This window comes from Leisingera sp., assembly GCF_982940295.1.
Genome location: NZ_CEYXRG010000011.1, coordinates 115,920 through 128,463, shown reverse-complemented (window position 1 = coordinate 128,463; position 12,544 = coordinate 115,920). Strand labels below are relative to the sequence as shown.

General features: G+C 64.7%; 9 protein-coding genes. 6 read left to right on the top strand and 3 right to left on the bottom strand.

All coding sequences use genetic code 11. From position 1 onward, the window contains the following. Positions 1 to 72: 72 nt before the first annotated feature. The gene (locus tag AC4HIX_RS12115) at positions 73 to 963 is read left to right on the top strand and encodes a LysR substrate-binding domain-containing protein (RefSeq protein WP_490399109.1); all 891 of its coding nucleotides are present in this window, start codon (positions 73 to 75) and stop codon (positions 961 to 963) included. 53 nt (positions 964 to 1,016) lie between these two features. On the opposite strand, the gene AC4HIX_RS12110 is transcribed toward AC4HIX_RS12115, so the two are convergent. From AC4HIX_RS12110 to AC4HIX_RS12100, 3 genes are all read right to left on the bottom strand, one after another. Further along, positions 1,017 to 2,132 carry a cystathionine gamma-lyase gene (locus AC4HIX_RS12110; RefSeq protein ID WP_475053638.1) on the bottom strand — a complete coding sequence of 372 codons (1,116 nt, stop codon included), beginning with the start codon at positions 2,130 to 2,132 and terminating at the stop codon, positions 1,017 to 1,019. A 188-nt stretch (positions 2,133 to 2,320) separates the two neighbouring features. Continuing rightward, positions 2,321 to 4,012, bottom strand: coding sequence for a thiamine pyrophosphate-binding protein (locus AC4HIX_RS12105; RefSeq protein WP_475053636.1), 1,692 nt, complete (start codon positions 4,010 to 4,012; stop codon positions 2,321 to 2,323). Between the two features lie 228 nt (positions 4,013 to 4,240). After that, positions 4,241 to 5,173: a LysR family transcriptional regulator gene (locus tag AC4HIX_RS12100; RefSeq protein ID WP_475053634.1), complete on the bottom strand. Its 933-nt coding sequence runs from the start codon at positions 5,171 to 5,173 to the stop codon at positions 4,241 to 4,243. A 153-nt stretch (positions 5,174 to 5,326) separates the two neighbouring features. On the opposite strand from AC4HIX_RS12100, the gene AC4HIX_RS12095 reads away from it, so the two are divergent. The 5 genes from AC4HIX_RS12095 to AC4HIX_RS12075 all read left to right on the top strand — a co-directional run bounded on the left by AC4HIX_RS12095 (position 5,327) and on the right by AC4HIX_RS12075 (position 12,314). After that, entirely contained in the window at positions 5,327 to 6,337 is a 1,011-nt protein-coding gene (locus AC4HIX_RS12095) for a TAXI family TRAP transporter solute-binding subunit (protein ID WP_475053632.1), read from the top strand. A 249-nt stretch (positions 6,338 to 6,586) separates the two neighbouring features. Further along, positions 6,587 to 8,812, top strand: a complete 2,226-nt coding sequence (locus AC4HIX_RS12090; protein ID WP_475053631.1) for a TRAP transporter permease — start codon at positions 6,587 to 6,589, stop codon at positions 8,810 to 8,812. After that, positions 8,809 to 10,074: an NAD(P)/FAD-dependent oxidoreductase gene (locus tag AC4HIX_RS12085; RefSeq protein WP_475053629.1), complete on the top strand. Its 1,266-nt coding sequence runs from the start codon at positions 8,809 to 8,811 to the stop codon at positions 10,072 to 10,074. Before AC4HIX_RS12090 ends, AC4HIX_RS12085 begins: the two co-directional genes overlap by 4 nt. Beyond that, entirely contained in the window at positions 10,071 to 10,799 is a 729-nt protein-coding gene (locus AC4HIX_RS12080) for an aspartate/glutamate racemase family protein (RefSeq protein ID WP_475053628.1), read from the top strand. Before AC4HIX_RS12085 ends, AC4HIX_RS12080 begins: the two co-directional genes overlap by 4 nt. Positions 10,800 to 11,060: 261 nt before the next feature. After that, complete coding sequence (locus AC4HIX_RS12075; RefSeq protein ID WP_475053625.1) at positions 11,061 to 12,314, top strand: aminotransferase class V-fold PLP-dependent enzyme; 1,254 nt, start codon at positions 11,061 to 11,063, stop codon at positions 12,312 to 12,314. Positions 12,315 to 12,544 lie beyond the last annotated feature (230 nt).

Sequence of the window (12,544 nt, the reverse complement as noted above, 5' to 3'; positions counted from 1 at the left end):
TTGCACAGTGCCCCAGACATAAATCAAACAATGCGTTTTGCCCCTTAGGCCTAACTATGCTTAAAGGTTACCATGACCGACCTGCCCCATGTCACCTGGCTCAAGGCCTTCGAGGCCGCCGCGCGGCTCAACAGTTTCTCTGCCGCGGCAGAGGAGTTGGGCCTGACCCCCGCCGCCATCAGCCAGCAGATCCGGCTGCTGGAGAAACACCTGAACACCCAGCTGTTCAAACGCCTGCCCCGCGGCGTGGCGCTGACGGATACCGGCCAGGCCTATGCCCAGCCGATCCGCAAATCATTTGATGATATGCAGCGCGCCACCACCGGCCTGTTCAGCAGCAAGCGCAAGCGCGTGGTGCGGCTGCGGGCGACGATCTCCTGCGCCGCCCTGGTCATCGCGCCGCAGCTGGCCCGGTTTCAGGCCGAACACCCGGACATCTTCGTGCAGCTCTCCACCACCGTCTGGGCCAGCCGTTTTGACGAGGAAGCGCTGGACATCGACGTCCGCTACGGATCCGGCGACTGGCAGGAGGCTCAGATCCTGCATCTGGGCCACGAAAACGCCATTCCGGTGTGCAGCCCCGCCTATGCCGGGGCGCTCGGCGGCAGCCCATCCATTGAGGACCTGGCGCGCGCTGACGTTGTGCAGATCATCGGCTCGGAAACCGACTGGGGCCGCCTGGCCGATCTGCATGGGCTGACCCTGCAGGTGACCACCGACTGGCTCAAGGCCGACTCCTCATTGCTTGCCTTGCAAACCGTCGCCGCGGGCCACGGGGTGACGATGGTGCTGGAAAGCTTTGCCAAACAATACCTGGAGCAAGGGCTGGTCATCGCCCCCACCGCATACAAGCTCCCGAAACGCCGCTCGCACTACATGGTGATCAACGACCGCGCGGGCCAGCGTGACGAGGTGAAGACGGTCGCCGCCTGGCTCACCTCGCTCTATCAGACGCTGACCTGAGTCTGTTTTCCCTGCCTGTCCCCACGGGGACAGCGGCGGAAAACGCAGGCGCCCTAGTCTTGCAGCGCCTCAAGCGAGGCCGCCATCGCGCTCCACAGCTCCTCCGCCGGCTCGGTTCCAACCGAAATCCGCACGAAACCCGGCGCCACCGCATCCCCCCAGCGAGCGCGGCGCTCCGCCGAGGTATGCACCCCGCCAAAGGAAGTGGCCGAGCGGATCAGCGGGCAGGAGTTGATGAAGGCATCGGCCTGCTCCGCGCTGTCCAGCGTGATCGAGATCAGGAAGCCGAACCGCGCCATTTGCTGCTTGGCCAGTTCATGCGACGGGTCGGATGCCAGCCCCGGAAAGCGGATCGCCTGCACCAGCGGATGCGCGGCCAGCCGTTCGGCCAGCAGCTCTGCGGTGCTGCACATGCGGTCAAAGCGCAGCTCCAGGGTTTCCAGCCCCCGGTGCGCCAGCCATGCCTCCTGCGGGCCGGGGATGCCGCCGCCGAACTGGCGCCATTCCCGCGCCGCCTGCAGCACATCCGCGTTTCGGGTGGCCAGATGCCCCATCAGCACGTCCGAATGCCCGCCCGGCGCCTTGGTGTCGGAGGCCACAACCACATCCGCGCCCAGCTCCAGCGGGCGCTGACCCAGCGGGGTCATGGTGGTGTTGTCCACAATCAGCAGCCCGCCAGCGGCATGAACCGCGTCCGCAATCGCGCGCAGATCGCAGAGGTCGAGACCGGGGTTGGACGGTGTCTCCGCAAAAACAACGTCAAACCCCTCAAACCCGCCCTCGGCAAAGCTGCTGGTTGGGCGTTGCTCAACCTGAACGCCGAGGTTTTGCAGGAACCGTTCGCTGAGGCGGCGGGTCACGTAGTAGCCATCCGACGGGATCAGGATGCGGGACCCGGCCTTGACCGTGGCGAACAGCGACGCCGAGATCGCCGCCATGCCGGAAGGAAAGGCCAGCGCCGGGGCATCCTCCAGATAACCCAGCACATGTTCCAGATGCTCCCAAGTGGCGTTGTCGGCACGGCCATAGCTGGGGCCGCCGCTCCAGTCGCCCGGCAGGTGGTACATTGAGCTTTGCGTCAGCGGCAGCGCCACCGGGTCGCCCTCGGACAGCGTATTGCCGCGTAAATGCAGCATGGCTCCGGCATTGGGTGCGGTTGGTTTGTCCATGGGGCGCCTCTCCTGAAACTGGGGGTTTCAGGATTGATAACCGGCAAAAACAAGAAAGGAAATCAATGACGCATGAGAACAAAATGCTGAGGGCAGCACCCGTCCGCGGGCGGAAGCGAAGCGCCCGCCCATGGGGGCGGACGGGCGCTGCCCGGCGGTGCCGCCGGGCAGTACAGTATAGAGAGTATTTACCCCATCCAGCGGCGCACCGGCGCGGCGGATTCTTCCAGCGCCTGGCAGACCACGTCAATCAGGGTCGGACCGTCATGGGCAAAAGCTTCCTGGATAGCTGGCTCCAGCTCCTCCGGCTTTTCAACCCGCCAGGTCTTGACCCCAAAGGCCTCAGCCACCGCAGCGTGGTTTGTGCGGTTGAAGTCCACATTATAGTAGCGCTTGCCGCAGTCATCCCGCTGGCTCGCCTTGATCCAGCCGAAATTCGCGTTGGAGAACACCACATAGGTGATCGGCGCGTTGCAGCGGACCACGGTCTCCAGCTCGCCGCAGGTGAAGTTGAAGGAGCCGTCGCCCATCATCCCCACCACCTTGCTGGACGGACGCCCGAACCAGGCGCCCAGTGCTGCCGACAGCGCATATCCCAGCGCCCCATGGGCGCGGTTGGTAATGTACTGGCGGCCCGGGTGTTTCTGCTGCGAATAGGCGTTGTAATAGGGGCAGCTGGTGCCGGGGTCGGAGACCACGATGGCGTCGCCGGGCAGGTTCCGGTTCAGCGCGTGGATGATCTGCTCCGGCAGGACCTGATCTGTCTTGCTGTTTGCCAGTTCCTCGAACTTGGCGAACTTGCGCTGCTTGATATCGGCCACTTTGGCGGCACCGCCGAAGGACGGCAGATCACCCTCGCGGCTGTCCAGATAGGCGTTCACCGCCTGCAGCGCCAGTTTCAGGTCAGCGACCACGCCGACCTCGGTCGGGTAGTTGGCGCCGATCACCATCGGGTCGTTGTCGAAATGCACGATCCGCTGGCCAGGCTTCGGCGCTTCCCAGCGCGAGGTGGTGGTGGACCCGGCGCGGCAGCCCATGAAGATCACCAAATCGGCACCCTCCATCATCTCCCAGGTCTCATTGGTGCCGCCGTTGGAGCCGACCACGCCCAGCGACTGCGGGTGGATGTCGGCCAGCGAGCCCTTGCCGGAGATCGAGGTGCCGACAGCAATGTCGAGCCGGGAGGCCAGCTTGCCCAGCTCCTCCATCGCCTGCGCGATCACCACGCCGCCGCCGCAGACGATCAGCGGCGACTTGGCGGTCAGGATGGCTTCGACAGCAGCCCCGGCCGCGCCCGGTTCCGGCGCTGCGCGGTAGGCGGGGTAGCTTTGATGCTTGGGGTCGCCCCAGATGTCATCCGCCGGAACATCGTCGTACTGGATGTCATAGGGCAGCCCCAGATGCGCCGAGCCGGAACGGCCGGTGGTCATCGCCCGGAACGCCTGGCGCACCATGCGCGGGATGTGGTCGGCGCGTTTAATCACCGTGTTGAACTTGGTCAGCGGCCCCATCAAGACCTCTTGGTTCACCTCGGTCAGCGGGTACTTTCCATAGGATCCGACCGAAATATCGGTGGTGATCGCCAGCACCGCATAGGAGCTTTCGTTGGCCTCAATGAGCCCCGGCAGGATGTAGGTGGCGCCGCCGCCGGACGGGCCTTCGCACACCCCGACCCGCCCGGTCACGCGGGAAAAGCCGTCGGCCATATAGGCGGCGCTGCGCTCGTCGCGGGTGAGAACATGGGTGATGCCATGCTCCAGCCGGTTCATCGCGTCATAGAATGGCAGCGTGGTGTCGCCGCACAGGCCAAAGATATGGGTGACGCCATGCGCCTCCAGGGAGCGCACCATCGCCTCGGCGCCGTTTATTGTATTTGTCATGGGACCTCCCAAAGCCTGCATGAAACCTGCCCCGGGGAGAGGCCCGGGATTCGCACTCCAAACTGTATACAATTCTGTAGATAGATGTGAAGACTAATCTTCGAAAACCGCTTCGCCTGTCGCGCAAGCGGCAGGCACGCGTCCGCCCGCCCCATGGCGGGCGCGTTCCCGCTCCCACCCGGACGGACGCTTAGCGGCTTGATATAACCGGTTGAGCTTTTGGGGCTTTTAGGTGCTGCTTTCAGCAGCGTCCGCCAGGATTTCCGTCACATATTCCCGCCAAGCCCCGGCAAAACTGGCGGCCAGCTGCGACAGGGGCCGCTCGCTGGGGGTCAGGATCGAATAGCCAAAGGGGATCTGCGGCTCGAACGGCAGGAAGCGGATCCGCGCCTCCCCCGCGTTGCTGCGGCGGTAGCTTTCGGCGCTGAGCACATCGACCACGGCACAGGCCTGGCCCGCGGCGATGAAGTGGAACAGCGGCAGGAAATACTGCGCGTCATAGCGCAGGTTGAACTCGGCGCCCGCGGCCAGAAACACCTGCGAGGTGGCCTGATAGGTGTTGTGATCCGGCTGCAAGGCCCCCATCGGCACGCCGTTCAGATCGGCCGCCGTGATCACCGCACGGTCTGCCAGCGGGTGGCTGGCCGGCACGGCACACAGGCAATTGCTGGGCAATTCCTCCGCCGTATACAGCTTGCGGTCGCCGCGGAACCGGGTCATGTCGCAGAACCCGATATCGAAACTGTTGGCCGCCACCAGGCTGCGCACCTGCGGCGACGACCGGGTGGCCAGCGTCACCCGCACCTCGGGCTTGCCGGCGACAAAGCGGCTGATGAACTCCGGCAGCAGAAAGGTCGATGGCCCCGGCATCGCCACGATGCGGATGGAGCCCTGCACCCGGTCGCGCATATTGGCCAGGTTCTGCTGCGCAGTTTCCATCCGCGACAGGATCTCGGTCGCCTCTTCCATCAGATACTGTGCCTCGGGCACCGGCACCAGGCGGCGGCCCTCGCGCAGGAACAGGGTCAGGCCCAGCTCCTCCTCCAGCGTCTTGATGGCGGCGCTGATGGCGGGCTGGGTGCGGTGCAGGTTGCGCGCCGCCTGGCTGACCGATCCGGTCTTCATCACCTCGTGAAAGACCGCAAGCTGGTGAGAGTTCATGTTCCGGCCCCTTAGCGCAAAGCAATCATAAATCTGATCTATGCATACAGTATAATTTTAAATTTGTACTTATGAGTTTCCTTAATCATGATGCAAAAATCGGAGGAGAGAGCTGCCGGGCAAAGCCGCAGCCAAAAACCAAGGGAAGAGACAATGGGAATTTTCAAGAAACTGACCGGGGCCGCGCTGGCGTGCACCATGCTGACCGGCGCCGCGGTGGCGCAGGACATGACCTTTTTCCGCATCGGCACCGGCGGCGCGGGCGGCACTTATTTCCCGATCGGCGGCATCATTGCAAACGCGATTTCCAACCCGCCGGGCTCGCGCTCCTGTGACGAGGGGGGCAACTGCGGCGTGCCGGGTCTGGTGGCGATGGCGCAGTCGACCAACGCCTCGGCCCATAACGTGAACGCCATTCAGGCGGGCCAGATGGAAGCGGGCCTCTCTGGCGCCGCAACCCTGCATTTCGCCTACCACGGCAAGGGCAAGTTCGAAGGCAACGCCAAGCCCGACCTGCGGGTGATCGCCAACCTGTTCCCGGAAGACCTGCACCTGGTGCTGCCTGAGGGCCACAAGCTGGAGAGCCTCGCGGCGCTGAAGGGCAAGCGCGTGGGCATCGCGCAGGCGGGCTCCGGCACCCAGATCGCGGTGGAGCTGATCCTGAACGACCACGGCGTCAACCGCGATAACATCGACGAGGCAGAGCTGAACAACGCCCAGTCCGCCGAGCGCATCGCCGACGGCCAGCTGGACGCCTATTTCTATGCCGCGGGCACCCCCGTCGCGGCGATGATCCAGCTCGACAACACCAAGGGCATGGAGCTGCACAACTGGTCGGCGGAAGAGGTCAAGATGGCCAACACCACCGTGCCTTACTACATCCCCTCGACCATTCCGGCAGGCACCTATCCGGGTGTGGACTATGACGTGAACACCGTGGCGGTCTCCGGCATGCTGGTCACCAACGCCAACATGGATGAAGACCTGATCTATGAGATCACCAAGGCGATGTGGTCCGATACCGCCCGCAAGCTCTTGGACAACGGCCACCCCAAGGGCAAGGCGATCACCTTGGAAACCGCACTGGACGGCGTTGAGGGCATCGGCGTGCCGCTGCACCCGGGTGCTGAGCGCTTCTACCGCGAAATCGGCATGCTGAAGTAACGTTTAACCGCGGCATTTCAATACAAAAGGTATCGCCCGGCGGCACCGCCGGGCAGCACCCGACCCTCCCCACGGGAGGGCGCTTCACGCCCACCCAGGGTCAGGCGCAGCCCTCAGTGTCAAGACGCGACCTGGCCCTCTGTTTCAAAGAATTACCGGGAAGCCTAAACACCTGCTGCAAGGAGATCCTTGCTGCCACTTTCCGTTTCCCGGCACCGTGCCGGTGAAGCCCCGGAACTGGAGACCCCGATGTCCCTAGACACCCATCTCGACAACAAGGCGCTTGAGGAGCTGGAGAAGCAGTACGACTCCGCCCTCAATACGCGTAACAACGGCCCCAGGCTGACTGGCGTCATCTATTGGGCCAGCATCGCCTTTGCCCTCTATCACCTTTGGACGGCCGGCTTCGGCACGCCGGTGGACCATGTGCATATGGGCATTCACCTGGCAGGGCTGTTCCTGTTTATCTTTGTGGGCTTCCCGATGATCCGGACCGCGCACAGCCTGGACTGGCGCGGGCCCAATCCGCTGCGCCCCGGCAATGTGCCGCTCTATGACTGGGCGCTCACCGGCCTCAGCATGGCGGCGGCGCTGTTCCTCTGGGTCAGCTGGCGCGGCTTTGACATGTTCGGCTTTGACATTGCCGAACAGGCGCTGCGGCAGGGCAACCCGTCCAGCCTGGATGTGTTCTTTGGCTCGGTGCTGATCCTGACGGTGCTGGAGATCGCGCGGCGCACCATCGGCTTTGTGCTGCCGCTGATCATCCTGGTGTTCATGGTCTATGCGCTGTTCGGCCCCTACATGCCCGCGCAGATCCTCAAGCATCCGGGTGTGAACTGGCAGCAGTTCGTCAACAACATGTATTTCCCGTCCGAAGGCATCTTTGGCGTGACGCTGTGGGTGGTCTCCACCGTGGTGTTCCACTTTGTGCTGTTCGGCGTGGTGGCGCAGCGGATGGGGCTGGGGCAGTTCTTTGTCGACAACGCCATGCTGCTGGCGGGCCGCTACACCGGCGGTCCGGCCAAGGTTTCCGTTGTCTCATCCGCCTTCTTCGGCACCATTTCCGGCTCGTCGATTGCCAACACGGTCTCCACTGGCTCGCTGACCATCCCCAACATGAAGAAACTGGGCTATCCAGGCCATTTCGCAGGCGGGGTTGAGGCGGCGGCCTCGGCAGGCGGCCAGATCACCCCGCCGATCATGGGGGCGGCCTCCTTCCTGATGGCCGAGTATCTGGAGGTGCCCTACACCACCATCGTGATTGCCGCGATTGTGCCGGCGATGATGCACTATATCGGGGTGATCTCGATCGTGCATTTCACCGCCAAGAAACTGGGTCTGACCGCCTATCCCAAGGATCAGCTGCCCAAGTTCCTGCAGGTCTGGAAAGACGGCTGGTACACCATCATTCCGCTGATTGCGCTGCTGCTGGTGCTGTTCTCGGGCTATTCGCCGAACATGGCGGCCTTTATCGGCCTCAGCCTGTGCGTGGTGGTCGGCTTCTGTGCCTTCAACAAGCCTGCGACCATGGTGATCCCGCTGGCCTTGCTCGGGTTCATCTTCTGGAAGGCATCGCCCTACTCCGGCGAGGGGTACACCCCTGTCATGGCGGGGATGCTGGCGGCGCTGACGCTGATCGGCTGCCTGCACCGCAACGAGCGGCAGAATTTCCGCGACCTGTTCGACAGCTTCCATGTCGGCGTGCAATACGCGCTGGCAGTGGGTGCTGCCTCAGCCGCCGTGGGCATCGTGGTCGGTGTGATCAACACCACCGGCGTCGGCTTCCGCCTCGGCTTCATGGTCACCGGCGGCGCGGCGGATATGGCGGCAGCGATTGCGCCGCTGCTGGACTGGACCACGATCGAGGCGTTCAGCCAGCCGTCGATCCAGCAGTTCCTGTCGCTGGTGCTGATCGCCATGGCCTGTATCCTGATGGGGGCCGGCCTGCCCACCACCGCGCTCTATATCATGCTGGTGGCGGTTGCGACGCCTGCCCTCAGCCAGCTGGGCGTGCCGCCGCTCGCCACCCATATGTTCGTGCTCTACTACGGTGTGATTTCCGAGATCACCCCGCCGGTCTGCGCCTCGGCCTATGCGGCGGCAGGGATTGCGGGCTCCAACCCGTTCCGCACCGGTCTGAACGCGTTCACCCTGGGTCTGGGCAAGCTGATGGTGCCGATGGTGTTTGTCTACGCGCCCACCATGCTGATCGTGCTGCCAGAGCATTTCACACTGCTGAGCTTCACTCAGGTCACCCTGACCTGCGCCGCAGGCGTCTTTGCCATCGCCACGGCTGTCTCGGCCTATTTTCTGGCCCCGCTCAGCGGTATCTGGCGGCTGCTGATGGCCATCGGCGGCCTGCTGCTGGTGGCGCCCTCCGGCGGCTCCGACATCGCGGCACTTGTGGTGATGGCGCCGGTGCTGGTGCAGCAGCTGGGCCAGCAGCGCAAACTTCAGACCGGGGCCGCGCAATGAGCGGCCCCGCCTCCCCCGATGTGACGGTCCTGGGGGCCGGCATCGTCGGCATCTGCTCGGCCCTCTCCCTGGCCGGGCGGGGCCTTCGGGTCCGCCTCATCGACCGCGACGCGCCGGGCCAGGCAACGTCTTACGGCAATGCCGGCATCATCTCCCCCTGGTCGGTGGTGCCGCAATCCATGCCGGGCCTGTGGAAGAAGGTGCCGGGCTGGCTGCTGGACCCGCTGGGGCCGGTGACGGTGAAGCCAACATACCTGCCCAAGGTCGCCCCCTGGGGCCTGCGGTTCCTGTCGGAGGGGCGCGCGGGGCGGATTCAGCAGATCTCCGACGCGATGGACACGCTGAACCGCAACTGCGTCGAGCTGTACCGCCAGCACCTGGCGGGCACCGGGCATGAGGATCTGGTGCAGGACAGCTATTACGTCCACGCCTTCCGCAATGCCGAGGCCGCCGATCTGAATTCGGTGGATTACCGGATGCGCGGCGACCGCGGCGCCGACATGGAGCGCATAGGCGCGGCGGAGCTGCGCGATCTGGAACCGGCGCTGACGCCCGAGTTTCAGGCCGCGATCCTGATCAAGGGCCAGGCCCGGGCGACCTCCCCGGGCCGGATCGGCACCGTTCTGGCGGAGAAGTTCCAGGCAATGGGCGGCGAGATCCTGACCCGGACGGTGCGTGGCATTCTGCCATCGGAGACCGGCGGCTGGACCTATACCACCGAGGCCGGCCGGGAATGGACGCCCAAGCTGGTTCTGGCGATGGGGGTCTGGTCCGGAGAGCTGCTGAAGCCGCTGGGCATCAGGATCCCGATGGAATCCGAACGCGGCTACCACGTGTCGTTTCAGAATCCCGGCGTCGCGCTCAACAACTCGATTATGGATATGGACATGAAATTCGTGGCCTCCTCGATGGAGGAAGGGCTGCGGGTGGCGGGCACCGCCGAGTTTGCCGGGCTAGACCAGCCGCTGAACCAAAAGCGGCTCGACGGGCTGGTACAACTGGCCAAGGCGCTGCTGCCGGACCTGCGTGCGGACGATATGGACACCTGGTCCGGCCAGCGCCCCAGCCTGCCCGACAGCCTTCCCTGCATCGGCGAGGTCGAGGGGTTCCCGGATCTGATCGCCGCCTTCGGCCACAGCCATTACGGCCTGATGATGGCCCCGAAAACCGGGCGGCTGGTGGCGGATATCGTGAGCAAAACTCCCGTGAATGAAGACCTCTCGCCGTTCCGGGCGCGGCGTTACGAAAGGATCAAGGCATGACCATCCACCCCGGCGGGCAGAATATCTGCGGCGTCTCCATCGGCGTTCTGGCGCTGGAGAGCTACTTCCCCAAGCCGCCCGGCCATATCAAGAACCCTTCCAGCCTGCAGTTCACCACGCTCTATGAAATGCTGGACGGGATTACTGTGCCGAAACTGCTGGCCAACCCTACCGGCGAGATGAAGGACCGGCTGATCGGCGCCGCCAAGCGGCTGGAGGCCAAGGGGGTGCGGGCGATCACCGGCTCCTGCGGCTTCCTGGCGATTTTCCAGAAGGAGATCGCGGCCGCGGTGAATGTGCCGGTGTTTGTCTCCTCGCTGATCCAGGTGCCGCTGGCGCATCAGATGACCGGGCGCACCGTGGGGGTGATCACCGCCTCAGCGGGCAGCCTGACCGAGGCGCATCTGCAAGGTGTCGGCGCGGAGAACACGCCTATCGTGGTGCAGGGGCTGGATGATGCCGAAGAGTTCTCCACCGTGATCCTGCGCAATGAGCGCACGGCGATGGATCTGGCCAAGGTGGAGGCGGAGCTGCTGGCCGCCGCCGAGGGCATGATCGCCCGCAACCCCGGGATCGGCCCGATCGTGCTGGAATGCACCGACCTGCCGCCCTATGCCCATGCGTTGCAGGCAGAGCTTAACCGGCCGGTATTCGACATCATCACGCTGTCGGAGATGGTCCACCGGGCCGCGCTGCGGGTACCGTTTTCGGGGTTTATCACTTAAAGCACTCCTACGGTCATGCACCGCCCTGCCGCAGGCCGGGCCGCGCCGACCCGCCCCCATGGGGCGGCGCGATTGCGCCACCCCGCGGGTCAACGCCGCCCTTCGGTTACTCTCCTGATCCCAGGGGCTTGAATTTGCCTACCCCGAAGGGTCTTCCCGCAAAGAAATTTCGGCCCCTAAGCCCCGGAAGTTTTTGGATGCCCCAGCCCGGCATCCACCCTACTGTGGCGGCAACTCAAACGCCTTACGGTTGGACTTGCTATGCCCCAGATCAATGACACCCTCCTTGACCAGATCCGCGCCCGTTTCGCCCAGGTGGACGAATGCCCCCAGCAGGGGCCGCGCGTTTTCTTCGAGAACGCCGGCGGCGCGCTGACGCTGAATTCGGTGGTGGAGACCTCTGCCCGCTATGCCGCGATCCCCGACAACCAGGGCCGCGACAACCCCGGCAGCCATGAGCTGGTGCGGGTGATCGCCAAGGCCAAGGACGACATGCGCGTGATGATGAACGCGCCCGGCGGCCAGTTCTTCGCGGGCGAAAGCGGCACCGAGCTTCTGTTCCGCCTGATCATGAACGCCTGCCTAGGCACCGCGGAAGGCTGCACCGTTCTAGGCTCGACGCTGGAGCACCCGGCCACCCGCTCCGCCTGCGCCCGCTGGGCCGGGGTGGCGCGGCAGAAACACGTGCTGATCCCGCATGACGACGCCAGCGGCACAATCACCGCGGAGGCTTACGCCCAAGCCGTCACGCCGGACACGGTTGTGGCAACCATCGTCCATACCTCTCCGGTTACTGGCATGGGCGTCGATCTGACTGCCTGCGCCGCCGCCATCCGCAAAGTTGCGCCGGAGTGCTTCATCATCGTTGACGGCATCCAGCACGCCGCCCACGGCCGCATCGACCTGACCGCCTACGGCGTCGATGGTTATGTAATCTCGCCCTACAAGATGTTCTCGCGCCACGGCTATGGCCTCGCTTGGATCTCGGACCGGCTGACCGCCCTGCCGCATAACGCACTGATTGACGGGCCTGCGGACAACTGGGAAATGGGCACCCGCGACACCGGCAGCTATGCAACGCTCTCGGATGTGGCCGGATACCTGGAATGGCTCGGCGGCAAGGTCAGCGATGCCACCGACAGGCGCGCGAAATTCGTAGCCGCGGGCGAAGCGATCCATGCCCATGAAAAAGCACTGACCGACGCGATGATCCATGGCATCGGCAACCTGCCCGGCCTGGCAGAGATGGAGGGCGTCACCATCCTGGGCGGCGCGGACAACCCCGCGCGGGAAGGGCTGGTGTCGCTGACGGTCGCCGGCGTGCCCTCGGTCGATGTGGTCAAACGCCTGAACGAGCAGGGTATCCGCACCCACCTGCGCAAGGCGGACCATTACTCCGGCAACATCCTGACGCCGCTTGGCATGGACAGCTGCGTCCGCGTCTCCATGTGCCACTACAACAGCGTCGGCGAAGTGGCGAAATTCCTCGGCGTGATGAAAGAGATCACCGGGTAAAAAACAGAGCTGAGGGCGGCGCCTTCCCAGGGGGAAGGTCAGGCGTTGCCCGGCCTCTCGGCCGGGCGGTCCGTATCTGAAGGGATCGCTTAGATGACCCAACGAATCCGGGGCCATTGGGTCTGAATTCTTCACGGGTCATCCCCTGCCTCCGCCGCTAGGGTCGCCGGGAAGGATTTGAGCGGCCCGCCCCGGCCTGCAGGGCGCGCCGTGCCAGAAGCGCAGGCAAA

Excerpts from the sequence above, each read along its gene's own strand:
- AC4HIX_RS12090 (WP_475053631.1), top strand. The coding sequence starts at position 6,587 with ATGTCCCTAGACACCCATCTCGACAACAAGGCGCTTGAGGAGCTGGAG.
- AC4HIX_RS12095 (WP_475053632.1), top strand. The coding sequence starts at position 5,327 with ATGGGAATTTTCAAGAAACTGACCGGGGCCGCGCTGGCGTGCACCATG.
- AC4HIX_RS12110 (WP_475053638.1), bottom strand. The coding sequence starts at position 2,132 with ATGGACAAACCAACCGCACCCAATGCCGGAGCCATGCTGCATTTACGC.
- AC4HIX_RS12075 (WP_475053625.1), top strand. The coding sequence starts at position 11,061 with ATGCCCCAGATCAATGACACCCTCCTTGACCAGATCCGCGCCCGTTTC.
- AC4HIX_RS12085 (WP_475053629.1), top strand. The coding sequence starts at position 8,809 with ATGAGCGGCCCCGCCTCCCCCGATGTGACGGTCCTGGGGGCCGGCATC.
- AC4HIX_RS12100 (WP_475053634.1), bottom strand. The coding sequence starts at position 5,173 with ATGAACTCTCACCAGCTTGCGGTCTTTCACGAGGTGATGAAGACCGGA.
- AC4HIX_RS12105 (WP_475053636.1), bottom strand. The coding sequence starts at position 4,012 with ATGACAAATACAATAAACGGCGCCGAGGCGATGGTGCGCTCCCTGGAG.
- AC4HIX_RS12115 (WP_490399109.1), top strand. The coding sequence starts at position 73 with ATGACCGACCTGCCCCATGTCACCTGGCTCAAGGCCTTCGAGGCCGCC.
- AC4HIX_RS12080 (WP_475053628.1), top strand. The coding sequence starts at position 10,071 with ATGACCATCCACCCCGGCGGGCAGAATATCTGCGGCGTCTCCATCGGC.